This window comes from Ktedonobacter sp. SOSP1-52, from assembly GCF_016587395.1.
Genome location: NZ_BNJH01000001.1, coordinates 1,224,793 through 1,249,037, shown reverse-complemented (window position 1 = coordinate 1,249,037; position 24,245 = coordinate 1,224,793). Strand labels below are relative to the sequence as shown.

Below are 24,245 nucleotides of genomic sequence, written 5' to 3'. Positions count from 1 at the left end.
AAAGCAAAAAAACAGGAGGCTAGATATGCTACTGGAGAACAAAAATGCTGTGATCTATGGTGCAGGCGGACCTATCGGCGGTGCCGTGGCTCGAGCCTTTGCCCGCGAGGGCGCCAGAGTTTTCCTCGCTGGTCGCACCCAGGCGAAGCTCGATATGGTCGCCGACGAGATCCGTTCCAATGGCGGGGTGGCATATACTGCCGTGGTCGATGCCCTCGATGAGCAGATGGTTAACAGGTATGTCGATGCGGTGGTTGAACAGGCTGGCTCTATCGATATTTCGTTCAATCTCATCTCCGTAGGAGATGTTCAGCAGCCACTGCTCGATATCACGGTTGAGGATTTTCTTCAACCAATCACAACCGCGATGCGGGCACACTTCTTGACGAGCAGGGCAGCCGCCCGACACATGATCAGGCGTGGATCGGGAGTGATCCTGGCATTCGGCGGATCAGGTCCCCACACGCTCCCCGGGCTGGGAGGCTTCAAAATTGCGCTCGACGCGCTCGAAGGGTTGCGTCGTCAGCTGGCATGTGAACTGGGGCAGCATGGCATTCGTGTCGTCACTTTGAAAACGGGAGGCGTACCCGAGTCCCTCCCCAACACAGCCCCTGGACGGGACGAGATCATCTCCGGGCTAGAGCAGGCGACCTTGTTAAAGAGAACGGCACAACTCGCAGACGTGGGCAACGTGGCAGCCTTCGTAGCTTCAGATCAAGCTCGCACTATGACTGCCTCCACCGTGAATATCTCCTGCGGTGCGCTTATGGACTATTAGGAAAATACCAGCGAGAGAGCGTACATGTCCCCCTACACGTCCAGGCTCATATGATTTAGGATCGTGTATAATTGAGGGAACTGTTGTTATTTCTCGCTATGTGCCTCATCCTGGAGGGAAGGTATGCCTATCTCGGTGACTCATTCCAGGCTGATCTATGACGCGCTTAAAGCCTGCGATGTCAAAATTATTTCGGCGTTGCCCGAAACCTGGCTCGTCCACCTCATTCGGATGGCCGACGATGACCCCGAGGTGACGCTGGTACGCGTCGCCAAGGAGGAGGAGGCGATTGGCATCTCCGCCGGAGCGCACCTGGCGGGCGTCAATTCGGCGCTCCTGATGCAGAATCACGGCTTCTTCGCCGCCATCAATCCCATCGTCTCCCTTGCTCAGTTGTACAAGATCCCGCTTTTGATGCTTATCAGTTACAGAGGATCCTTCGGTGAGCGTGATCCCTGGCAGACCCAGGGCGGGCTGGCTACCGAGCCACTCTTGCGCGCCCTGAATATCCCCACTACCCAATTGCGCCATCCCGAGGATGTCTCGCGCTGTATCAAAGAGGCCCAGACTCTGGCCCTGGCCTCGCTGCACCCGGTCGCTGTCCTGCTCTCACGCGAGCTTATGTGGGAGGATTAGCCATGCTACGCATTGACGCGCTTAGAGCGATCTATCCCGAGTTGGAGCGCTGCATAGTTGTCACGATCATGGGCGCCGTCGCCGCCGAACTCTACTCGCTTGGTCATCGCCATAACTTCTTCTACCTGGAGCACGCTATGGGGCTGGCCTCCTCGATGGGTCTGGGCATCGCGCTCTCCCTGCCAGAACACCCGGTGGTGGTGCTGGATGGCGATGGCTCGCTCCTGATGAACCTGGGGACCCTGAGCACGATGGCTCGCTATCAACCAGGCAACCTGCTTCATATCGTCTTCGATAACGAGAGCCTGCTATCGGTCGGCGGCTTCCCCACAGCTACGGCGGTCCATACCGACCTCGCAGGCATCGCGCAGGCATCTGGCATTCCCAGGGTCGCACGCGCCAACACGCCCGAGGAACTTCATGCCTGTGTGCGCGAGGCCCTGGCTAGCCACACCCTTACCACCTGCGTCTCTAAAGTCGAGGCCATTGGCCCCAAGACCTTCGCCATGGACCTGCCCCTGCTGGAAAACCGCTTCCAGTTCAAGCGCTACCTGGAGACTCTGCGCCAGCCAGGGCGCTCCTGACCCCCGCATAACAAGCGTCAGAACAGATTCACACAGATGGAGGTTATAATTATGGCAACTCCCGACAACGCTATTTTGCTGCAACTGGTACAGGAACTGGCCAGTGGTCGCCTGCGCGTCATTGATCTCACCACACCACTGGGACCCGATACCCCTGTCATTGATCTTCCGCCCCAGTTCGCACCCTCGCCAGGGCTAACTCTCGCCGAGATTTCGCGCTATGACGAGCGCGGCCCCGCCTGGTACTGGAACATCCTCAATCTGGGCGAGCACACTGGAACGCACTTCGATGCCCCGGTCCACTGGATCACAGGCAAGGACCTCCCCAATAACACGACCGATACCATTGAGCCACGCAACTTTGTCGCGCCCGCCTGCGTCATCGATGCTACCAGGCAGGTCAGCCAGAATCCCGATTTCTTGCTCAGCATTGAAGATGTACAGCACTGGGAAGAGCAACATGGGCGCATCCCCACGGGCTCCTGGCTCCTCTACCACACCGGCTGGAGCCAGCGCCACGGGCGTAAGGCCTTCCTCAACGAGCGCGAGGACGGCGCGCACTCACCTGGGGTACACAAGGACTGTATCCAGTTCCTCATTCAGGAGCGCGGCATCCTCGGCCTGGGCGTGGAGACAGTCGGCACCGACGCGGGCCAGGCGGGAGGCTTCGATCCCCCCTTCCCCTCACACACCTTCCTGCATGGCGCGGGCAGGTTTGGCCTGACCAGCCTCATCAACCTGGACCAGCTCCCACCCACGGGCGCCATCGTGCTCGCCGCCCCACTCAAGATCGTCAACGGCTCCGGCAGCCCTCTACGCGTCCTCGCCATCGTGCCCGGCAAGTAGCGCCCTGCACACCTGCTTAAGTTCGCCGCTCTGCTCCTGGGCGCGCCAGGCGATGTAGCCATCGGGGCGAACCAGGAGCGCTCCGCTGGGCGAGATGCCTGCCCGGGCGGGCCAGCGATTCTCGGCATCGAGGAGATCGCCATCCGCGCCTAGACGGTAGGCCTGGATATCGAGGTGCAGGTCTTGCGCGACCTCCTGAGCCGCCTCGTGCCATTTGTGACCCTCGGGACCAGCCAGGAGTACAAAGCCTGTGCCACAGAGGTCAAGCGTCGAGATGGCCTGGCCCTGGCGCTCTACCCAGAGGTGAGGGACACGCGTGCCGGGTCGCCCGTCCAGATCCAGGTCGCTGCTGATGGGTGCCTGGTCAGTAATAATGGCTTGAGAAGGCTCGCCATAGCTGTAGTAGCCCAGGATACGGGTGAAGCGATTGGCGATGTCACCGGGCACCCCCTGCTTATTCATGGACATCAGTCCGGAATCATCAGCCGCCGCGGCCGACTCTGCCGCCGCGAGGTAGTCGACCGGGTGGCGCTCAGCGTTATAGCTCACGAGCAGGTCGGGGTCAGCCACCCCTTTGAGAACAAGTCCCAGCTTCCAGACCAGGTTATTGACATCGGCGATGCCGCTATTGGCGCCTTGCCCACCCCAGGGAGGCATCTGGTGCGCGGCATCCCCGGCGAAGAAGACACGCCCATGCTGAAAATTGTCCATTACGCGCATGGCCGATTCCCAGGGCATGATGCTCTTGACCTCAATCTCGACGTCCGGAAGCCCCAGGGCGATACGCACCGGCTCCTTGCAGCGCGCAGGCGTAAACTGTTCGGCACGCATGCCCTGGCCTGGATCATAGCCAATGTGGAAGACCCAGGTATCCGACAGGTTGATCGAGGTGAAGAGGCCATGCACCAGGGGATTATTGATGGTGCAGAGACTAAACTCGCGCTCATGCACCAGCTCACGCAGGTCTGCCTTGAATAGAACGTTGATCAGGTGTCCCAGCGAGCCTTTCCCACTTACTGAGCAACCAAGCTTCTGACGAATGGGGCTATTGGCCCCATCCGCAGCGATCATATAATCGGCCTGCACGGTGCTCTCCTGCCCGGTCGAGCGGTCGCGGATCGTGGCCGTGACCCCCTCCTCATTCTGCGTAAAGGAGGTTAGCTCAGTGAAGAAGCGCAGGTCGCCTCCCCGCTGGCGAGCACTCGCCAGCAGAACCGGCTCAAGCTCATCCTGGGTGACTCGTGTTCCTGCGGTAGGGCTGACCTCGCCCAGTGAGCCGACCATGCCACCAAAGGCAGCGCGAGCCTTAGGCGCCTGAAAGCCGTCCAGGGCTTTAACCAGGGTTGAACCATTCAATATTCCCATGGCGGGAGCCAGTGAGGCGCCCGCCTCGCGTACCGCCTCCTCCAGGCCCAGGGTTCGATACAACTCCATTGTGATATTGTTGGCGAATGAGCAGAAGCTACGCAACAGCTACTTGCTTGACAGAAGCGAGCAGCTCTGCAAAACGAGAAGTTGGCGTGGTTGCCAGCTTCGCTTCTGCAATCCAATGACAAGCCCGAAGCATGTTGATGGAGGTCGCTGTTAGAAACGCCTGGAGATTGAGCTTTTTCACGCCAATGTATCGGGATCTGCGTATCTCACAGGTCCGTACACTTTGAGCAACGGTTCCTTCAATGCCTGCTCGCGCTGCATACAGGGCTCGAAATTCAGCGGTTTCCTGACGTTTTCGAGCCTGCTGAAGTGCCACATAGCTGGCTTCATCTGGTCGCAAAATGAGTACTTTGGCTGCGGTTGACGAACACTTCTCATGAAGTGTGCAAACCCGACAAAGGGGAAGGGGAAACCGGATACGCAGACTTGGCTTTCCATGTCGATCAGGGATATGTCCCCAATCTCGGCTTGTCTGCCCAGCCGGACACAGGACCTGTTTGGCCTTCCAATCAATGTGGAAGTGGCTATGATCAAAGCGCCCAGCTTCTTTTGAGGCCCAACTGGTATCAGGAAGAACCGGCCCAACCAGATCAACCTGATGGCGATGCTGACTCGTAGCAAGCAGTTCGGCGTCCACATAGCCTTTATCGACCAGGTGCTGGCCGGGGAAAAGTTGGTTGCCAGCCAAGCGTTCATGAAGATTTTCCATGACGTCTCCATCTGGGAGCGTGGATGCTGTCGTGGTAACTTCGAGCACAAAATGAGGCTGATCAGCGTCACATCCTTCGGTAAAATGCACTTTGTAGCCAACCCATCCTGTCTGCTTCTTCTTGCTGTATCGCGCCTCCACATCATATGGCGATTGGATCAAGAGCGCTGCCGGGGGAAGCTCCTGATCTTTTCTCCAAGGTGTTCCCTGCTCACATGCGTGATACTGCTGGATCCAAATCCTTCGCAGAATCTCTACGGCTGGGAGTTCTTGTAACCAGGCATGGGTTGTGCTGCCCCAGATGCTCTCCAGGAGCCTTCGGCCGTCAGCTCCAATCTGCTCTGAGAGCTCTTGACGCGCTTTCTCGTCCTTTGGTAAACGAAAGTCGCTAAAGCGTGATCGATATCGTTTTTCCCATTCAGGTTGAACACGCTCAAGAAGCCAATCGGGAGCTACTTCTGCCAGGATATTGAGGACATGGCGCATGGTTTCTCCAACACATTCCAGACGGTTGACAGCTCGAATAGCCGCCAGAATATGCGTTGAATCTGTCCGTTGTTTGCCTCGTGCTTTGACCCAGCCTCGTTCTCGGAACTGAGACAACATCAGATCAAACAAACGGCGTTCCGCTTGATTGGCAAGGAGGCGACCACGAAATTCACTTAACACGGAAAAATCAAATCCTGGATCCTTGATTTCTAAGCTCAAGGCGTATTTCCAATCAATGCGCGTTTTCACTGCGTCTGCTGCCTGCCGATCCGTTAACCCTTCTGCATATTGCATTACCATCACCAGTGCGAGACGCCAGGCCGATATTGCAGGCTGTCCTTTGTTGGAAAATAAGTCAAGGAAATCTTCATCGCGAAAAAACGTTCCTAATGCATCTCGCATATGAATACAGATGTTGCCTTTCGGCAAAATGGCTTGTGCTATCTCTACAGTTTCTTCTGGGACTGGCGGTATCGCTTGTGGCTGTAGTGTCATGGGTTCCCTCCCTCCTGAATGCTTGTTTTTTCTTGCTTCTTCAGTATCTCACATTTCGCCTCAAATTAATTCGCCAACAATATCATTGTGCGGTTATTGACGCCACGCGCGCGAGGATGAATCGAGGTGCCGCTATGGCGCTCCACCAGGAGGAAGGGAATATCCTGCTGCAACAGGAACAGCGACGCGGAGAGCCCCACGATGCCACCACCCACGATCAAGACTGGAACCCGGAGGATTGTATTATTGTTATTCATGGTTTTGCTCGCTTTCTATGAGGAGCTTTGTGTTTGCGCTCCGTTGATGTTGCAAGTATAGGTCGTTAGGGAACAAGGGAGCATCGCCCGGGTGGGTGAACGAGAGGATGATTATAATGGGAAGGTTTAGATGTTAGGGAATAACAAGTAGCCGCGTACGCCAGTAGCGAGCTCGCTACTGGCGTACGCGGCTACTTGTTATTTCGCATATTTAAACCAATTTCAATTGCCGGGCGGCCTCGCTGGCCTCGACGCGATTGCTGACATTGAGCTTGCGATAGATGCTCTGGAGCTGAGTCTTGACGGTGTTGATAGAGACGACAAGCTCGTTAGCAATCTCCGGGTTGGAGCGACCAGCCACGAGCAGGCGCAACACACGCGCCTCCTGTGAGCTTAACGCCTCGCTTAGCTCCAGGCTGGTTGCGGCAGAGCTGCCCCTGGTCAGAATTTGCAGGAGTTCGCGCGCGAAACGGAGTGGGGTCTCGCCTTGAAGCTCTGGCAGCAAGGAGCGCAGGAGCGGGACCAGTTCTTCACCCTCGTCCAGGAAGAGGCGGAGGTAGTTTTCGGGGGCAGCCTGGAGTACGACCTCCTGCATGAGTCTCCTGGCTTCACGCGCCTGGCGCAATCCTGCATGCGCCCGCGCCATAAGCAGCTTCATCTTTAATGCTCTGTCGATACGCCCGCACCCTGGGCTTGCAGCGAGAGGGCAACCAGGCGCGATAGAACTTCCTCATACTGGCCCTGTGCAAGCCCATAGCGAGTAATAAGTAGCTCTTCTTTCTCTGCAAAGAGGGGTGGGAAAGGCTCTTCGTTCTGTTCCCGATCCTTCAGCCAGCGCTCAACCGCTACCAGGTCGCCAACTACGAGATGCAAATGGACCTGGACCACCTGGACCTGGCGATAGAGCTGGGTGTGCAGAGGCGTAAGGCCAGGCTGTATCCCGGCCTGAAGCTCGCTCAATAGCTGCAACGCGCCCCCGTTGTCGCCACGTGCCTGCCGGATATCTACTAGCAGGAGCGAGGCATAGACAATTGTCTCTTCCACCTGGATCTGCTTTGCCAGGACCAGGGCCTCCTGCGCCTGTTGCTCCGCCTCGTCGAGCCTGTTCCAGGCGTAGGAGAGGCGCGCTAGCTCCAGCAAGGCATCAGATATATCGTCGCGATCCTCATCTTCACGCGCCTGTGCCAGGAGGGGCCGCAGGTGCGCCCCCGCCTGGTGCAGCGCGACCTGCTCGCGGCAGATGCGGCTATAGATAATAACGCCTGGCCGCGTAAAGGAACGCCTTGGCGGCGGCGTGCTCTGCGTAGGACGGGGCAGGAAGAAGTCTCGCGCGCCATTGAGCTGCCCCGAGAGGTACAGGTGTGTGCCAATGACGCTCAAGCTGATGGGGCGCCACATAGAGGAATCTTCAGGAAGATAGGTGAGTGCCTCTTGCGCCAGTTCTATAGCCTCGTTGATCGCACCATACTGCCTGGCAAGTATCGCGCGATAGCTCAGAACCTCTCCCAGGCGCGGCATGTTCTCTTCGCGCTGCCAACCCTCTTGGGCCATGTCTAGGCTCTTCATAAGGAGCCTGCCCTTCTCCTCCGTCAACGGTATCTCATCCAGCACAAAGGTGTAGAGCAGAGCATTGGCATAACTAAAACAGAGCATGGGATGCTTGCGCAGCATATCTTCAGGAAACTGAGCCAACCAGCGACAAAGGGTGTGGAACTCGTTGATAATAAAATGTTCTCCCGGTCGCTGAGGATGGATACTCTCGACCAGTTGCTCAATGAGATCAGCGGAGCGCGTGATATCATGTGCGCGGAGCGCGGCCTCGACCGCCTCGATAGGCATCTGGTGCTGCTCAAACCAGAGACTGGCCTTCCGCGCCAGGTCTCGTAGCACCTCTTCGCCCAGGCGGGTGCGCGCCTCGGCCTGCATCGCCTCGGCGAAGAGAGGATAATAGCGGTACCAGCGCTCGTCCTCCCCTCCCTCAAGCTCTTCTAGAAAGAGGCCCGCACGCGCCAGGACGCCCAGCAGTTCGGCGCTCTCCTCGCGCTCGGTCAGCGCCGCGCAGAGCGAGCCGCTCACGCGGCTCAGAATGCTCGTGCGCAGGAGTAGAGACTGGAGCGGCTCTGGCTGTGAAGCCAAAATTTCTTGCACAAAGTAGTCTTGAAAAGAGCGCTGCTCGCCTGTAAGGCGTAGAATATATTGCTCGACCTCCTGCGGCGTCCGCTTGCCACGCACGGCCAGCGAGAGCAGGCGCAGTCCGGCGACCCACCCCTCCAGGTGCTTTTCCAGGTGGTGCAGGGCCTCAACCGAGCAGGCATAGGGCAGAGCCTGGCGCAGAAAATCCGCCATCTCCTCCCGCGAGAAACGCAGATCGTTTGTGTAGAGGTCAGAGAGTTCACCCCTGGCACGCCAGCGTGTAAGCGGCAGAGGTGGCGCACTCCGTGACAGCAGCAGGATATGCACCGTAGGGGGAAGATGTTCGATAAAAGAGGTCAACGTCGTATGGACGCGCGCCTCCGTGACCACATGATAGTCATCGAGTACCAGCAAGTTCTCTTCAGTTAATTGAACCAGCTCGTTCAACAGCGTAGTCATGATAGCCTCAAAAGAGGGCGTCGCGAAGGGCGATGGAGGCACAGCCGAGAGCAGCGCCAGGGACTCTGTTCCCAGACCTGGCGCGAGGCGCTGGCAGGCCATAATCATATAGCGCCAGAAGCGCACCGGGTCGTTATCACCATCTTCTAGCGAAAGCCAGGCCACGGGCGTCTGCGCGTGACACGCATTCAGCCATTGTCGCACCAGGATCGATTTGCCAAAGCCCGCCGGGGCACACACCAGCGTTACCTTCTCTCCCCAACCCGCGTCGAGAAGCGCGAATAGACGCGAGCGCTCAACGGGAAAGGTGGGGAGGCGCGGAGGCTGCAACCTGCTATCCAGCAGCGAGGAGACCGTGGATACCGAACCCGAGGACACCTGGCTGACAGGCACATTAACCTGAGGGCTATTCTCCATGCCTGTCCTGGGCATCGCTACCTGGGGAGAAAACTCCGCGATCTGCTCCAGCCTGGCGGGCGTTAACTCCGCGTGGCGACCAATATAGCGCTTGCTTGTGCGCCCATTAAGCGAGCGATAAGCGTACCAGTAGCTATCGCCTCGCTGTATCTTCTCCCTGCGCACCGTGCAGTGCGGCCCCAGGCGACTGGTAAAGGCGAACGAAGCGAGATCAGCCAATCCCTTTGACCAGGATTCCTCACCCGCCAGCGGCACCTGCTGCCCCCCAGCATCGCGCAGTATATACGCCCCTTCCTCCGGCGACCAGAGCACATGGTAAGACGCGCGCCTGGGCATACAGGTTCCCTCCTCATAGTATTTAGTAGACCAACGCTGCTAACCCCCATCCGGGGGCAAGCGCACGCGTCTACATATGATGATACGGAAATTTTCGTACCATTATTCGTACCATTAAATGAGTTTTTCATGATATAAAAAGAGGAAACACAGAATAATAGGAGGAGCATGAATACTATGGCTCAACCCATTATCGTTCCAGGAAAACAAGCGCGAACAGAGGGCCAATCTCCCATCAGTGCCATGGGGCAATCCTTTGATCTTCATGAATGGAGTGGAAGTGGTCCGGACTATTTGCACGTTCATTATTCCGACGACGAGGCCTGGCATATCCTGGAGGGAACCCTGACATTCCGCTTCGCTGACAAAACCATTGAGGCTCCCGCTGGGACAACTGTGTTCGTGCCAGTGGGCGTCCCTCACACCTATTATGAGGCTGCGGGTCCAACCCGGTATCTCATCATTATGACGCCACGGTTACGCGAGCTGGTTGCCGCATTACATCAGGCTCCTCGCCAGGAACATCGAGCCATTCTACGCCAGTTTGCATCCGATATGGTGGATTATTAGAATTATTAAATCCCGATAATATAATAGGCGCGACACATACACCCTTCAGGTGTATGTGTCGCGCCTATTATATTATCGGGATTATAGGAGCACGCCGGTCTTTTCGCGCTCTTCGGAGATGGTGAGGCCTAGCTGGGTAAAGCGGCGGATGACGGCGCTACAGCCGCGTTCGATCATGCTGGCGTTCTCGATGATAGTCTCGCCCTCGGCGACGGCACCAGCGAGGACCAGGGCCATGCCTGCCCGCAGGTCGAGGGCCTCAACGGTCGCGCCTACGAAGGCGGTGGGACCCTTGACGACCGCCGCCTCGCCGTCCAGGCCGATCTGCGCGCCCATGCGGTTGAGCTCCTGGGCGGCGGCGAAACGCTTGTTGAAGACGGTCTCGCGAATGTAGGAGGTGCCCGAGGCGCAGCAGGCCAGGGCCATCATCTGTGGTTGCAGGTCGGTGGCAAAACCGGGATAGGGCCAGGTGGTAATGTTGATCGGGCGCAGGGTGGAGGGGCGGCGCACGCGAATAACGGGGCCTTCCTGCTGTAACTCGACGCCCATCTGCTCTAGCTTGGCGCGGGCCACACCGAAGTGGCGCAGTTGCGCACCAATTAGCTCAATATCTCCCTGAGTGGCCGCCGCCAGCATGGCGAAGGTGCCAGCGTCGATGCGGTCCGGCATGATGGTGTATTCTACGCCGGAGAGCTCGGAGACACCTTCGATCTGGAGCACGCCCGTGCCAATGCCGGAGATGCGCGCGCCCATCAGGTTGAGGAAGTTGGCGACGTCGGCGATCTCGGGTTCGAGCGCGGCATTCTCGATGATGGTGGTTCCCTGCGCCATACAGGCCGCGACCATCAGGTTCTCGGTTCCAGTGTGGCTGGGAGTATCCAGGTAGAGATAGTTACCCTGCAAGGGTCCCTCACGGCTCACGTCGATATTCTCGCCTTGCTCGCTTACAGTGGCCCCCAGGCGCGCGAAGCCGCGATAGTGGAAGTCCAGGCTACGCTTGCCCAGGCTACAGCCACCCACGGTCTCAATCGCAACATTCCCCACACGCTGGAGCACGGGCGCCAGGAAGAGCACGGAGGCACGGAAACTACTCGTCAGGCGCTCGGCGAGGGTGCTCACATTCAAGTTGGAGGCATCGACTACCAGTACCTGGTCCTCCTCGTGGAGGGTCATTTTGACGCCCAGGGAGCGCGCCAGCTCAATGGCAGCGTAGACATCGCGGATCAGGGGTACATTGCGCAGGATGGTCTGGCCCTTGGAAACCAGGAGCGAGGCAGCAATAATGGGAAGCGCGGCGTTCTTCGCACCCTGCACCACTACGGAACCCTCTAGCCTCTGTCCACCCTCGATGCGATAGCGTAGCGCCTGGCTATTCAGCATGTCCCGCTGGGCCTCTTTGATGAAGTGCTGGGGATTAACCTCAAGCCAGTCACAGAGCCGCAGGAAGGTCTCTACATCTAGCATCTTGCCGTTCTCGATGCGCGAGAGGGTCGCCGGGCTGACATTGCCGATCTCCTGCGCGATATCGCGTAGCCCCCGATCACCACGCCTCTCCTTCAAAAGGACCGCCAGTTGCTGTGTATCTAACATGCTTCCCATGATTGCTTTCTCCTACTCTTTTCGTTTCTCGTATGAGACAATTGTATAATATATGAAACAAAGCTGTCAAGAAAGCAGTGATTTGCTGTGGATGTGTGGCATAGTCGAGTGACCATGCCACACATCCACAGCAAATCACTAAATAGGAATAGCTCTTGTATACATCATACTCATCTATGCAAAGTGATGACACATGAGGGAGCGCCGGGCTGGTAATAGTTCCAATACTTCTTGCGGCCTTGCTAGCCATCCTTGCAGGGCGGGAGTAAGGGTCGCGGTCCAGGTATCGCTTTCGGAGAGCGCGGAGAGATAGCTCTCATATGCCGCTTCATCAACAAAGGAGGCGAACCAGGCAAAGATGTGCTCACCTTCGCGTACTGGCAGCGCCGGAAAGGTATTCTCGCTTGCTTCAGTAACGAAATACCCTGAAATAGCTGCTCCAGCCGCACGCAACACAGGCACCACCTCTTTTTCGAAGAACTCGACGAATTTCGCTTCAACCGGGGTGGTGAATGTATATAGGGTGGCAATAATAATTCCGCCCGCCACCTCTGGCGCGTCTTTTCCAGGGCGGTTGTTCAGATCAAGACGGAATTCTCCTGCACGGCTGGCTGGTTTGAACAACAAAACGTTATCCGAGTCGATCATTGTATCGTTGGCGGCATCTCGATGCTCTCGCCAGATCGGACCGTAATAGAAGCCCTGGAGAGCCTGGCGACGTGCCTCCATATCGGTAAAGCCACGCAGCCAGACGAATTGATCTGGCCTGTTGCGCCGGCGAAACTGGCCCAGAACGTGCGCGCCAACCTGTTCCTGCCCCTCGATAAAACGCTCCTCAAACAAGGCAATCAGCTCATCGCGCCGGCCAGGTTTGAGCGTATATTGCCGTAGCTCGATGATGCAGCTATAGGCCTCTCCGGCCTGCTTCGATGCCAGGTCTAAGCCCGCCTGGATATTTACATCTGACATTCCTCTTAATCCCTTCTGCTTATGCTCTTTGACGAATAAATGCAGGAAATAGCGAGCGAGGCGAATCTCCCCATCATAGGCGCCCGATTTATCGCGCGCAAGGCGATTTATCGCAGTGATACAGGATGATGGTTACTACACACAACAATTCATTGTCTCATAACACTCTACGCCAGACCATATGGCTGATCCGCCTCTATACTCGGGCGATAAATCGCCTTGCGCGCGATAAATCGGGCGCCTATGGAACTTACGGATTCTTACTTACAGGGACCTACGCCTCCCTGGTGAAATTCATGATCCAGTTTGTTTCCCAGTGTTCGCCTCCATCGAAGGAGAAGGCTTGCTGCCAACGCGCGGTGGTCGCCGTGAATTCGTCCCAGATGTAGCGTACGTGGAGTGGCTGGTCATCAGGGGTCTCGATGACCTGGAAGAAGGTGCCGATCCCATTCTCAAATGTGCCATACAATGGCCTGCAGTCGAGAGGATTACGATTATCGATCCAGATAATTGACCATTGTTGGGTTGTAGGTTCAAAGGCCTTGATGCTCAGTCCTAGAGCACGTTCGCCCGAGGGAAGTGTCGCCTCCCAATGCTCAACAACCGCCCGCCCATCAAGCTGCTTCTCGAAGCGATCACGGCCCTGGAATTCCTCCCATACCGCCTCTTCTCCAAGAGCTTGATTCGCAAGAAGGTAGTTTCCCGCCTTGCGCCTGTTCGCCACTTTCCACGTGCCAATAAGCGCATCGAAATCGTGTCCAAAATCCTGGGTATGCTCGTGTGTCATGTGTATGCTCTCTTTCTGTTCTCTATTGCTTGCCTCAGATCTTTTGGATCTCTACTTTTTTGCAGTATAGAGCTTAAAGGTGGTAATATTGACCCTAATTAAAGCTGATTTTAGATAGGAGAGAAGAAAGTGGTCTATCGTCCAACGGCGCGGGTCTTGACGGTCCTGGAATTGCTGCAAGCGCATGGGCGCATGACCGGGAACGAGTTGGCGCACAGGCTGGAGGTCAATATCCGCACGGTTCGGGATTATATTGAGACGCTAAGCGACCTGGGTATTCCTGTGGAGGCTGAGCGGGGTCGCTATGGAGCCTACCGGCTCAGGCCCGGCTACAAGCTCCCTCCACTTATTTTCACCGAGGATGAGGCCCTGGCCCTGACACTGAGCCTGATGATGGCTCGCGAGAACGGCCTTGCGCAGACCTCGCCCGCGTTTGAAGGAACGCTGGCAAAGATCGAGCGCGTCCTGCCCATATCGACACGTGAGCGCATCCAGGCGGTTGGAGAGACCGTGGTCTTCGAGAACAGTTCTGCACATGCCGCGCCTTCAATTGTGGCTGTGATGATGCTGAGTACCGCTGTCCAGAGTGAGCGCAGCATTCGTCTGAGCTACCACACCCCAGGCTCTGAGGTGACTGAGCGTCTATTTGATCCTTATGGCGTGGTCGCGCATGAAGGCTTCTGGTATACCATTGGTTACTGCCACCTGCGCCAGGCCCAGCGCCTCTTCCGCCTGGACCGTATCGTTAAGATTAAGATGACGAGTGAGCCGTTTCGGCGCCCAGAGAACTTTGAGACGCTCCCCGCCGTTCAGCGCGCCCTGGCCTCCGTCCCTCGCGTATGGCAGGTTGAGGTCTGGCTGGAGACGACATTGGAGGAGGCACAACGCCAAAGCCGGCTTTCAAAGGGGCATTTTACAGAGGTCAACCAGGGGGTTCTTGTGCGTAGCGAAGTGGGAGATCTGCCCTGGATGGCGCGCTTGCTTGCTGGCATGGGCCTTCCCTTCGTCATTCATCACCCGTCTGAATTACGCGAGATGGTGCGCCAGTACGCGCTCACGCTCATGGGCTATGCCGAACGCACCAGGGAGGGTCAGGCAGAGGTGTAAAAACGGAGGCGTGTCTCTGGCAGAAGTGTGATGCCGAAATGGCGGGTTAGCACGGCCCGGTACTCCTCCTCCGTCTGGATCTCGCAAAGCGAACGTTCAGCGCTTGAGGAAATGACAAGTTTGCGGTCGCAGAGCGTGATGCGCCCGGTCTCTGTCGCCCGCGTGAAGAGGAGATTCTGCGTGAAGTAAGACTCTGGCGAGGTCTCTTGATAGCGGCACCTCTCTGCAAAATGGTGCATCTCGTGTGGCTGGAGTTGGAAACGGTAGAGCGACTCCCAGGCGCTGTTCCTGGCTCGCTGCACGATCCAGCACGCGCCCTCGCGGTGCAGGCGATAGCTATGATCGTGAAAGGCCTGCACAACTTCAGCCTCAAACTTTAAGGGATGCCTGAAAGAGCTGCTAAAGCCGACATCCGCCAACCAGTCGCCATCCGCGAGATGCACCAGTAAAGCCAGGTGATCGAACTCGGGACCAAAGTGTACATGATCCCGCGCGACGCCAGCGGAGATCAGCGAAACGCGAAAGCCCAGCCTGCGTAGTAGGGCGGCAAAGAGGCCATTCAGCTCATAACAGATGCCCCCGCGCCGCATGAGTACGATCTTCTTAAAGATCGCCGCCTCGTCCAGGCACAGGGATTGACCGCAGTGGATATCTAGATTCTCAAATGGGATCGCGATGAGATGCGCCTCGTGTAACGCCTTCAACGTCTCCAACGTCGGCTGCCATCCGCCAGAGACCGCCAGCTCTCTGGGGGCGAAACGACGCAGGTAGTCCATAACATCCATAGGCACACTCCTCGCATACTCTTCTATACCTCCAGTATAACCCGACCATAGAAGCGCCTGGGTGATTGTCTCTTCCAACCCTATAGGCGCCCCGTTTACGGCGCGCCTATATTGGGTGGCTCCTTCCGCTGCTTATAGGCCAGTGGGCATGTTGGGGATGGCGGGCTGCCAGGGAGAGTTGTCGGCACCTATGCCTTTGGCATCACCGGGAACCTTATCGTTCACGTTGGTAAAGAGGTAGTATCCCTGGTAGAGTACAACACGGTTTCCATTAGCGTCGGTACCTACACTCAGCTTGCCGGGAAGCTTGGTAGTGCTAGTTGGCGTCCCCGTACCCTTGAAGAGGAGCGGCTTCCAGGTTTGCGCGCATGTACCATCACAGCTAAAACCACTTGCCCCTTGCATCAGGTGCGCATAGACGGTCATACCCTGCGTGGTGGTCAGCACAGTAAAGGTAGAGCCGACAGCCTGAGTGCTGGGGATATCTCTCACCGCGATAACGACATTAGGCGAAGAAGTACTAGATGTACTGGTAGGGGTCGCGGCAGGTGTGCTATCACTGGTCGCTGCCGTGGTAGTCGGGGTGGCGCTAGTTGCGGTCGCAGTCGGAGTGCTGGCACTGGTCGCGGTCACAGTCGGAGTGTTCCCGGCTGATGCTGACGCAGGTGTAGAGCCACACGCCGTCAGCATTGCCGCCAGCAAAAGCAGTAAGAACATGATGAGGGTAGAATTCTTTAGGCGCATAATAGAGTTTTCTCCATATTTATAAGTATTACTATGTTATTCTAAATTACAATATACTCGGCGTATCAAGGTGGCTCATCATTATGCTTGATTGCCTGCCACATCAGCATAATAGCGAACGCTTGTCAGGAAGTCTGTGAGCTATCTCACATTTTTGTTTATGCCTCGACCAGGGTTATCGAGACCTCGTAGGAGGCGCCAGGAGAGCCGCCTGTAGCCGGGGCGATGACCTGACTGTGGAGATTGAGAATACGCTCCTGATAGGCATCGAAGTGGACCGCGATGCTACTGGAGCTAATTGGCTCGACAAAATTAATAGTCGTGCCGCTGCTGGCGAGAAAGCTGGCGCGCAGAGCATCGCGGTACTGCTGCCCCGTCAACGACACATTCGCGCCATCATAGCGCTTGAGCTCATTGAGGCAGAGGATAGTCAGCTCCCATAGGCGCTTGCCTGGTCCGATATCGACATAGGCATTGGCGCCATCGGCGCGCACAGTAATCTTGCGATTACGCGGCTGGCGCATAATATAGCTCCCCGGCTTAACAAAGTAACCGGTATTATCGAGAATAATCTCGCAATCCAGGCCGATTTGTGTCATATATCTCTCTCCTTATAGGTGTGATGTGTCTGTCATGCATGTGGGCAACCGGAGGTTGCCCACATGCATGACAGACACATCACACTAACTATATCCTCCACCAGTAGCGCTGGACCTGGCCCCATTGAGCGATGGCGGAGGAGGCATAGTCACGCTGGCGTTTGATCTCCTCCAGGCGTTGCTGGAATTGTGTCATCTTGTTCTGGGAGGTCCGCAGCCAGGCGCCAGGAATAGCTGTGTCATCCAGGTGATCGCGGACGCTGCCATCCTGGAATGCGAAGTTATCGTTGGTCGGTGTCTGGTAGGCCTCCAGGGCATAGGCACAGGCGCCTAGCACGATGATGTCGCGGTGAATCTCGGGAATAGTGCTCCCCTGGCTATCCAATTGGTGGCGGGTGGCATAGAAGACGCGCATGGTCAGGGTGTTATCCTTTGGTAGCTCGCTATCATCGAGCTTGAGAGTAAAGGTAGGCGTGCTGGTACCTGTAGCGCCCTGGCCACTGCCGACCGCGCCCATGCTTCCCAGGTTACCGCCCGCCGCCAGGGCCGTCGAGCTATCATAGAGATTGCTATACTCGGCGAAGGCGCGCTCTATGGGCGGCCAGAGCATGATACCCGAGGTATTGACGAGAGGTGGTTGAGGCATGTTCGCCAGGCTGGCATCGCTGGCGGTATCGAGGTAGCTTGTGGTAGTGTTATCGGCAAGCGTGGCGAGCAGGTAGAGTGTAGAACCGCCCACGAGCGTGCGGTAGATGTTGCGCCCAATGACGGTATTGGTGCCCACGCCGGGGAGGGCCTGGGCGAGTGGTCCCAGGGGAATACTGGCCAGGTTGACGGCCTGGTTGCTGCTCGTAGTCGTAATCTGAACCAGGGGACCGGGCGTCGTCTCGCCCCCCTGAGTGAGCAGGCTAACAGCATACTTGTAGACACCCAGGCCCAGGTTGGTACCCGAAGTAAGGGAGAGGCCTGGGCCAGCCGTAGGAGATGCGAAGGCGCTACCATAGACCTGCAAAGGGTAGAGGATACGCTCCAGCCAGAGCACGGGATAGACAGGATTCCAGGAGGTCGGATAGGGATAGGTACGCTGAAAGGGCTGCGCCTGCATATCGACCATGGCGATATTGGGATAATACTGAGTATAGCGCTCCACAGCCTTATCAATGGCGCGGTCCAGGTCCGCATTGCTCCAGCGCTGACTCGCACCCGCCGGATCAAAGAGGTCCAGGCGACAGGCATTCTCAACATCGCTTAATAGCATAGGGCTACCTCCTTTTCATGAGGTGTGATTATGGTGGCGGTGTGGCTGCGCCACACCGCCACCATAATCACACCTTCTCTATGCGCCTTCCAGGCTAATGACATGCTCAAACTTCGCGGCCTGAGCGCTGAACTCGGCCTGCATGGAGTTGATGCGAAACTTGCCGCTCTGGCCGGTGCCTCTGGGCGCGGCGTAGTCTGTGAGCGTCAAAGGATCGTGCAACTGTAGTGCTGGGTTGAGCGGCACATTGATGTGGTGCGCGACGGTGGCGCGTTGCTCCTGGTAGAGTATCGACGACGCGCGTAGGGCGCACTGTGTTGGCGTGGTTAGCTTCAAATCAACGACATGCTTGATACGCTCGAACCCGATCAGCTTCTCGGCTGTCATATCGTAGGCCTCGCCTGTGCTCACTTTGGCCGTTGTGGTGTTGGTGGTCGCGGCTCCGGTTACTATGACGTGGTTTGCTGGCTCATCGTCGGTGCCCAAACTCAGGACCTCAACCTCTGGCTGGTATGTCCATACTGAGGCATCGCCCACATTGAACTCGCGGAGTTGGACCTTCTCGTCCTGGTCTATGAAGTAGCGCAGGTTATAGGTCTGACACACCTCGTTCAGCGTGGCACGTAGCGTGCGGTTGGCCTGCAAGATGAAGATGGGAACCGTCTGCGTAAACGTCGAGCTACCCGGCACCGCAACGGTAAACAGCCCGGCCCTCGCGCAGATCTCCGTAATGAGATAGGCCACGGTCTGAGCTGCATACTGGATCTGAAAATGATTGATCGTATCGAGCAAGTAGGAGGCATCGACCCCCATAATCTTGATGCGGTGCGCACTCGGCCCACGCTCAAATGTGACTTTCTTCATCCTAAAAGTCGCGATCTTCACCGTCTCGGGCGTCGTATGGTTGGTTCCCGTCTTATACCCCTCGCTCAATACCAGGCTAGAACCGATATTGATGGGGGCAAACGTCGTTAAGCTGCCAACCTTGGAATTAAACACGCCGCCTGTATTGTCCAGCTCTAGCTCAATCGTGGCAGGCTTGCTCTCATGCTCGGTGCGCTTGTAGGAGAGGATCGCCGCCGAGATGTCGAGGTAGCGCGCTGTGTTGGCCTGGCTATAATCGCTGCGCGTATAGGTTCGATTCTGTGCCACCATATAGACGGTGGTATCCGTGGGACGATAGAGCGGAACGATGCCCAGATTGGCCGCCAGGTTGGCATCCTGGAGGATGTAGCCATTGCTCCAATGCACAAAGTCTATGCTCTGGCGCACACGGGGATAGAAGAAGCTGGCGCCCGTGATCGTGCCCGGATCATAGTCAACATAGGTCACCGTATGCGTCCCATTTGGCTCCCTGAGCAGAAAGGGCGATTGATGGATGAGGCCGTTAGCGCTCGCGGCAACGAGGTAGTTTTGTCCGCTCCAGGTCGTACCTGTGCTATTTACATTGAAGCTGTAGATCTCGGTTGCCGTCGAATAGACCAGGCGATAGAGCGTGGCCGAGGAGTCCCAATACACAGCCACCCCGGCCAGGCCTGATACAATTCCGCCCGGCCAAACCGCGATAGTTGACCAGGACGTGCCATTAAAGGTACACATGCCCATTGACTTGCCGCCAACCACGTCGTACTGGATGAAGATGTCATTATTGCCCCCACTGCCCAGGCCCCTCATCAGCGCCAGTTGACGCAGGTGTATAGACCACACTGGGGCTGGCGCTCCACGTCACGCCGTTATCGGTCGAACTCCAGGTCCATAGTGCATTCGGGCTAGCGCTTTGCTGGGCGAATGCGCGCAGCGTGCCACCATTGTTGGAGACGCAGCAGGCACCGTTGAGCGCAATGGTCGCGCTAGCCCCGCCGAAGGTTGTCCAGGTCGTCCACTGGCTGGCGATCGTAGGGCTGGTGATGCGCTGATACTGGAACGTCGCTGGAGAGCTGCCAGCCACCACCCACACGCGAATGATCGAGCCATCGCTGGCGATGCAGGCGTTAAAAAAGCTCTGCGCCTGCGAGGCGTTGGCGGCTGCGAGCTGGTTGTAGCGCGCGATATGATCCTCGCACGTCGCTGAGATGACAGGGACGCGCGTGGTATCGCCTACTGCTGTGGTAAGTGTGGTGGTGAGCGTGCGTGCCATCCTCTTCCATCCTCCTCTTCAACCCCATACAGATTCTACCTATGTTCAAACTATTCTTTTTGTACCGCCCAAAAACGGAAATTACAGGTATTTGCTTCCACTATGCCTCCTGGCGGTACTGGCAATAGTACACAGGGTAATCGAAAGCCTTCTCGAAACCTAGTTTTTTGGCCGTGGCGACTGAGGCCGTATTTCTGGCCCAACAATGCCAGCCAATCTCGGTCGCGCCCTCTACAAAAGCTTGCTTAATGACGGCCTGGGCCAGGGCCGTCGCGATGCCCTGGCGCTGGTAGTCCTCCTGCGTCTCAATGCCCAGTTCGCAGCGCTCCTGGTCACGATACTCGGCCAGGCACCAGCCAGCGAGCGTGTGTTCACGCTGTGCGCAGAGGCCAAAGTTATACGTAAGAAAGTGTTCAAGTGAAGGGCTTTCTGAACAGATCTCTTCAAGGACATGCGCTCTATTTGTTGGCTCCAGTTCTTGCAGAAGCTTCTCATCGAGGCGGCGCAGCACAAAGCCCTCGGGAAGGGGAGAACTTACAATAGTATGTGGCAACTTCAAGCAGTGGAACTCTCGCTGGCCCTTAAAGATCTCCTGCCCCTGGAAAACAGTATTAATAAGAGCCTGCCAGTTCTCGTCTCCAGGAGGATAGTACAGCAAAGCCCCATAGCCATCTGCACCTGGGGATAATTCGTGATATTTTTGCGCTAAAATAGCCTGTATGGTTTGTTGCAGGTCTGAATGCCCTGCTCGGCCCGCGAGATAGATACGATGAGGATTAGTAGGCAGAAGCAGCGCGGTTTGGGGTGCCTCGGAGTCATCAACATACACCTGCCCCGGTGTCTTCCCTGCCAGGACAGTCACAATGGCGAGGTGGTACGCCATATCGGCAAAGAGTGGCTTCACACGCTCAAAAGCAGGTGGAGTAAGAATTGTAAACATGCTCATCTCCTATCGTGTTTCAACACTTGCAGGATCCTCTAACGGATCGATCTCTATGGACGCGACGGGAACCGAAATTGTGCGCCAGACAAAGCACTTGCAGGATCCTTCAACGGATCGATCTCTATGGAGTCGACCAGAGGGAAAGGGGGGAAGGGTGTTTGGATATTTGAGGTCGTTTCCTGATGGTCTCAAAGTGTCAATTTTGTTCGATATGCTTTAGTTAGTATACCATATCTGGACATGTTTTCTAAAAGCGTTTTTTGCGCCCAAAGTAGGCACCCAGCCACGTATTGAGCCACAAATGTCCTCAGATTATTTTTTTAAGGGAAAGAGAACGTATACGATGGACTTCTTGAAAGTTTTACGTACGCCGCACCTGGCTATTCTCTGGGGTGGGCAGATGCTTTCGGCGATTGGCGATCAATGTTTTAGCGTGGCGCTTATCTGGATTACGACCCGCCTCCTGGGCAGCACAGCCGGAGTCGTGAGCGCGCTGGGATCGCTGACGGTCCTCCTGTTTAGCCTGCCCAGTGGGACCCTGGCGGACCGTTGGCCACGACAAGAAACCATGATCTATACCGATCTGGTCCGAGCACTGCTAGCAGGTGCGCTTGCGCTCCTGGCGGTCAGCAGCATGCTTCAGATCTGGCAGCTCATCCTGCTAAGTATTGGCCTTGAGGCGCTGGGCACGCTCTTTGATCCCGCGCTTATCGCCAGTCTGCCCCTCCTGACGCGTGATGGCAAACAACTCTATGCCGCCAATACCCTGATGGATGGCACGCAGAGGATGGCGCGCGTCCTGGGTCCGGGCCTCACTGGCCTGCTACTTCTGCTCATCCCGCTGGCCCATTTCTTCACCCTGGACGCCATCAGCTTTACCCTCTCAGCCTTCAGTATTCTTCTGCTTGCCAGGCACTTCCCTGCCAGAAAAGCGAAAACGAGCGAGCAGAAGCCAGAAGCCAGGGGACATATCTTTAGCGATATGCGGAGCGGGCTAGTCCAGTTACGCGCCCATCGCCCGCTGGCCTGGGCGCTTGGTAGCCTTGGCCTGAGCAATATTTCCTGGGCGGCTATCTTTCTCATAGGGGTACCCCTGCTGATCGCGCGCATGCCGGGGGCCAATGCTGGCACCTATGGCCTGGTCGTGGGGGCATACGGCGTCGGCAATGTGCTGAGCCTCTTCCTCACAAACCACCTCTCGCGCACACGCGACCTGCGCTGGATGTACATTGGGCAGATCATTCTAGGACTGGGCTTCCTGCTTATCGGCGTAGCAACGACCCCCATTCTGGCCATGCTAGGCGCCGCCATCGCGGCCTTCGGCAGCCCAATGGGCGACCTGATTCTGGTAAGCATCATCCAGACCGACTTTCCCTCCACAGACGTGGGGAAGATGTACAGCCTGCGCCGGCTCATCGCCGGGATTGGCCTGATGCTCGGCTCCGCGCTTGCCACGCCCCTCTTCGCCAGCCACCAGTATCTAGCGAGTGGAATCGCGCTCTGCTCCTGCTCCATCCTGCTCATCGCCATCATCAGCCTGGTCCACGAATGGCTCACACAAAACGGCTCTGCAAGCCGGTAGGGACCCGCTTTAGCGCGTCCAAAGGCGATTAATCGCCCCTAGGCGCAGCCCAAAACGCTCCTTGGCGTCATTTCGCAGGTTACGTCACCTGTTTCAGGCGAAAAACCAGCTTGCGCCGCACTGCCATGAATGGCATTTGGACGCGCTAAAGCTGGTCCCTACCAGCCACCCGACGCCCTATTGATCCAGTATGGAGAAGAGGTTGTTGAGAGCCTCGGAGAGGTTGGGGTGGGAGAAGACGCCATCGCGCAGGGCCGTATAGGGCAGTTTGCCCATCATGGCGATTTGCAGCATCGCCATAACCTCGCCGCCCTCAAGACCCAGGACGGCTGCGCCCAGGATTTGCTTCGTCTGGGGATCGACGATGGCCTTCATAAAGCCACGTGACTCGTCGGTCTCCAGCGCGCGGGCGACGTAGCTCATGGGCATCTTCGCCACGCGGATATCAAGCCCCTGCTTGCGTGCCTCCTCCTCGCTCAGGCCGACGCGCCCCAATTGTGGGTCAATAAAGACGGTATTGGGCAGCAGGCGATCCTTGATGCTGGCGTTACCATTCTCGATCAGGTTGGTGCGCAGGATGCGGAAGTCATCATAGGAGATGTGGGTAAAGGCCGGGCCGCCCTTGACATCGCCAATGGCGTAGATGCCCGAGACATTAGTCTCCAGTTTATCATTGACCTGAATCAGACCATGCTCATTCACCTCGACGTCCGTGGCTGCGAGATTAAGCTTATCCGTGTTGGGAACGCGACCAGAGGCCAGCAGGAGGTGCGAGCCTACCAGGGTGCGCTCACCCTCGGGCGCCTCAACTGTGAGATGGATCTTGCCGCTGGCGTCCTTCGCGACGCGCTTGAGCTTTGTCTGCAAGAGGATCTCGACGCCGTCCTCGCGCAAGATCTTTGCCACCTCCTCGGCGACATCCTTATCTTCTCGCGAGAGAAGCCGCGCGCCGCGCTGTATCAGCGTGACCTGGCTGCCAAAGCGGCGGAACATCTGCCCAAACTCCAGGCCGATATAGCCACCACCAATGATCAGCAAATGCTCAGGCACACTATCCAGCTCCATGATGCTGGTCGAATTGAGTGTGGGAATGGTCTCTATGCCCTCCAGAGGCGGAGTCGCTGGCCTCAGGCCGGTATTGATGATAATGGTCTCGGCCTCGATCTCGCGCACACCGCCATCGTTGAGGGTGACGCGCAGGCGCTTCGGCCCAGTGAACTCGCCCTCGCCCATGAGCAGGTCCACGCCGGAGGAGACCAGGCGCTTCTCGCTACCTGAGCGAAAGCTATCTACGATATCGCGCTTGCGCTTGCGCACGACCTCCATATCGATGCTTATGGGACCCGTTGAGACGCCATAGTCGGCGCCTCGACGCGCCAGGTAGGCCACACGGGCGCTGGCGACCATGGTTTTCGTCGGCGTACAGCCTTCATTGACGCATGTGCCGCCCACATGCTCACGCTCGACCATGGCGACCTTCTTCCCGCTCTGCTCCAAAGCCGAGGCCAGCGGACCACCTCCCTGGCCTGCGCCAATCACAATCGCGTCATAGGTTTGTATCTCAGCCATCGCTTTCGCTCCTCATTTTCACT

The 24,245-nt window shown here is 57.1% G+C and carries 21 protein-coding genes and 2 pseudogenes; 7 read left to right on the top strand and 16 right to left on the bottom strand.

All coding sequences use genetic code 11. The features are described from left to right. Nucleotides 1-25 precede the first annotated feature (25 nt). The 4 genes from JMJ16_RS05645 (at nucleotide 26) to JMJ16_RS05630 (ending at nucleotide 2,844) form a co-directional block, all read left to right on the top strand. Nucleotides 26-778, top strand: a complete 753-nt coding sequence (locus tag JMJ16_RS05645) for an SDR family NAD(P)-dependent oxidoreductase (RefSeq protein WP_201379128.1) — start codon at nucleotides 26-28, stop codon at nucleotides 776-778. A gap of 123 nt (nucleotides 779-901) precedes the next feature. Then, nucleotides 902-1,414, top strand: a complete 513-nt coding sequence (locus JMJ16_RS05640) for a thiamine pyrophosphate-binding protein (RefSeq protein ID WP_201379126.1) — start codon at nucleotides 902-904, stop codon at nucleotides 1,412-1,414. Between the two features lie 2 nt (nucleotides 1,415-1,416). Beyond that, nucleotides 1,417-1,998 (top strand): thiamine pyrophosphate-dependent enzyme, encoded by a 582-nt coding sequence (locus JMJ16_RS05635; RefSeq protein WP_201379124.1) that lies wholly within the window; start codon nucleotides 1,417-1,419, stop codon nucleotides 1,996-1,998. A gap of 51 nt (nucleotides 1,999-2,049) precedes the next feature. Next, nucleotides 2,050-2,844 (top strand): cyclase family protein, encoded by a 795-nt coding sequence (locus tag JMJ16_RS05630; protein WP_201379122.1) that lies wholly within the window; start codon nucleotides 2,050-2,052, stop codon nucleotides 2,842-2,844. On the opposite strand, the gene JMJ16_RS05625 is transcribed toward JMJ16_RS05630, so the two are convergent. The 5 genes and pseudogenes from JMJ16_RS05625 to JMJ16_RS53665 all read right to left on the bottom strand — a co-directional run. Then, nucleotides 2,812-4,314 (bottom strand): FAD-dependent monooxygenase, encoded by a 1,503-nt coding sequence (locus tag JMJ16_RS05625; RefSeq protein ID WP_201379120.1) that lies wholly within the window; start codon nucleotides 4,312-4,314, stop codon nucleotides 2,812-2,814. The genes JMJ16_RS05630 and JMJ16_RS05625 overlap by 33 nt on opposite strands. After that, the gene (locus JMJ16_RS05620; protein ID WP_201379118.1) at nucleotides 4,307-5,971 is read right to left on the bottom strand and encodes an IS1182 family transposase; all 1,665 of its coding nucleotides are present in this window, start codon (nucleotides 5,969-5,971) and stop codon (nucleotides 4,307-4,309) included. Before JMJ16_RS05620 ends, JMJ16_RS05625 begins: the two co-directional genes overlap by 8 nt. A gap of 77 nt (nucleotides 5,972-6,048) precedes the next feature. Then, nucleotides 6,049-6,228, bottom strand: a pseudogene (locus JMJ16_RS05615) (FAD-dependent monooxygenase); the annotation flags it as partial. A gap of 211 nt (nucleotides 6,229-6,439) precedes the next feature. Beyond that, nucleotides 6,440-6,733, bottom strand: a complete 294-nt coding sequence (locus JMJ16_RS55885) for a response regulator transcription factor (protein ID WP_255553198.1) — start codon at nucleotides 6,731-6,733, stop codon at nucleotides 6,440-6,442. Between the two features lie 54 nt (nucleotides 6,734-6,787). Continuing rightward, nucleotides 6,788-7,746 (bottom strand): annotated as a pseudogene (locus tag JMJ16_RS53665) (hypothetical protein); the annotation flags it as partial. A 2,004-nt stretch (nucleotides 7,747-9,750) separates the two neighbouring features. Between JMJ16_RS53665 and JMJ16_RS05600 the strand changes: the two are divergent. Beyond that, on the top strand, nucleotides 9,751-10,143 hold the full coding sequence (locus JMJ16_RS05600) for a cupin domain-containing protein (RefSeq protein ID WP_201379112.1): 393 nt from the start codon (nucleotides 9,751-9,753) through the stop codon (nucleotides 10,141-10,143). Nucleotides 10,144-10,224: 81 nt separating this feature from the next. Here the strand turns inward: JMJ16_RS05600 and murA are convergent, their stop codons facing one another. The 3 genes from murA to JMJ16_RS05585 all read right to left on the bottom strand — a co-directional run bounded on the left by murA (nucleotide 10,225) and on the right by JMJ16_RS05585 (nucleotide 13,498). Continuing rightward, nucleotides 10,225-11,742: a UDP-N-acetylglucosamine 1-carboxyvinyltransferase gene (gene murA, locus JMJ16_RS05595; RefSeq protein WP_201379110.1), complete on the bottom strand. Its 1,518-nt coding sequence runs from the start codon at nucleotides 11,740-11,742 to the stop codon at nucleotides 10,225-10,227. Nucleotides 11,743-11,916: 174 nt separating this feature from the next. Then, the gene (locus tag JMJ16_RS05590) at nucleotides 11,917-12,711 is read right to left on the bottom strand and encodes an NIPSNAP family protein (protein WP_201379104.1); all 795 of its coding nucleotides are present in this window, start codon (nucleotides 12,709-12,711) and stop codon (nucleotides 11,917-11,919) included. A 274-nt stretch (nucleotides 12,712-12,985) separates the two neighbouring features. Continuing rightward, on the bottom strand, nucleotides 12,986-13,498 hold the full coding sequence (locus tag JMJ16_RS05585; RefSeq protein WP_201379103.1) for a DUF1579 domain-containing protein: 513 nt from the start codon (nucleotides 13,496-13,498) through the stop codon (nucleotides 12,986-12,988). 129 nt (nucleotides 13,499-13,627) lie between these two features. Here JMJ16_RS05585 and JMJ16_RS05580 point away from each other — a divergent pair, with 129 nt between their 5' ends. After that, nucleotides 13,628-14,605, top strand: coding sequence for a YafY family protein (locus JMJ16_RS05580; protein WP_201379102.1), 978 nt, complete (start codon nucleotides 13,628-13,630; stop codon nucleotides 14,603-14,605). On the opposite strand, the gene JMJ16_RS05575 is transcribed toward JMJ16_RS05580, so the two are convergent. The 7 genes from JMJ16_RS05575 to JMJ16_RS05545 all read right to left on the bottom strand — a co-directional run bounded on the left by JMJ16_RS05575 (nucleotide 14,590) and on the right by JMJ16_RS05545 (nucleotide 21,068). Next, entirely contained in the window at nucleotides 14,590-15,390 is an 801-nt protein-coding gene (locus JMJ16_RS05575) for an arylamine N-acetyltransferase (RefSeq protein ID WP_201379101.1), read from the bottom strand. The two genes, JMJ16_RS05580 and JMJ16_RS05575, sit on opposite strands and share 16 nt — an antisense overlap. A gap of 132 nt (nucleotides 15,391-15,522) precedes the next feature. Next, entirely contained in the window at nucleotides 15,523-16,134 is a 612-nt protein-coding gene (locus JMJ16_RS05570) for a hypothetical protein (RefSeq protein WP_201379100.1), read from the bottom strand. Between the two features lie 158 nt (nucleotides 16,135-16,292). After that, nucleotides 16,293-16,733, bottom strand: a complete 441-nt coding sequence (locus tag JMJ16_RS05565; RefSeq protein WP_201379098.1) for a hypothetical protein — start codon at nucleotides 16,731-16,733, stop codon at nucleotides 16,293-16,295. A gap of 88 nt (nucleotides 16,734-16,821) precedes the next feature. Continuing rightward, complete coding sequence (locus JMJ16_RS05560; protein ID WP_201379095.1) at nucleotides 16,822-17,991, bottom strand: hypothetical protein; 1,170 nt, start codon at nucleotides 17,989-17,991, stop codon at nucleotides 16,822-16,824. A gap of 78 nt (nucleotides 17,992-18,069) precedes the next feature. Beyond that, nucleotides 18,070-19,698: a hypothetical protein gene (locus JMJ16_RS05555; protein WP_201379093.1), complete on the bottom strand. Its 1,629-nt coding sequence runs from the start codon at nucleotides 19,696-19,698 to the stop codon at nucleotides 18,070-18,072. Next, a complete protein-coding gene (locus JMJ16_RS05550) occupies nucleotides 19,637-20,128 on the bottom strand; it encodes a hypothetical protein (protein WP_201379092.1) in 492 nt (163 codons plus the stop codon). Before JMJ16_RS05550 ends, JMJ16_RS05555 begins: the two co-directional genes overlap by 62 nt. Nucleotides 20,129-20,228: 100 nt before the next feature. Continuing rightward, complete coding sequence (locus tag JMJ16_RS05545; RefSeq protein WP_201379090.1) at nucleotides 20,229-21,068, bottom strand: GNAT family N-acetyltransferase; 840 nt, start codon at nucleotides 21,066-21,068, stop codon at nucleotides 20,229-20,231. A gap of 346 nt (nucleotides 21,069-21,414) precedes the next feature. Here JMJ16_RS05545 and JMJ16_RS05540 point away from each other — a divergent pair, with 346 nt between their 5' ends. Further along, nucleotides 21,415-22,653 carry an MFS transporter gene (locus JMJ16_RS05540; RefSeq protein ID WP_201379088.1) on the top strand — a complete coding sequence of 413 codons (1,239 nt, stop codon included), beginning with the start codon at nucleotides 21,415-21,417 and terminating at the stop codon, nucleotides 22,651-22,653. Between the two features lie 177 nt (nucleotides 22,654-22,830). Here the strand turns inward: JMJ16_RS05540 and JMJ16_RS05535 are convergent, their stop codons facing one another. Continuing rightward, a complete protein-coding gene (locus JMJ16_RS05535; RefSeq protein ID WP_201379087.1) occupies nucleotides 22,831-24,222 on the bottom strand; it encodes a mercuric reductase in 1,392 nt (463 codons plus the stop codon). Between the last annotated feature and the right edge of the window lie 23 nt (nucleotides 24,223-24,245).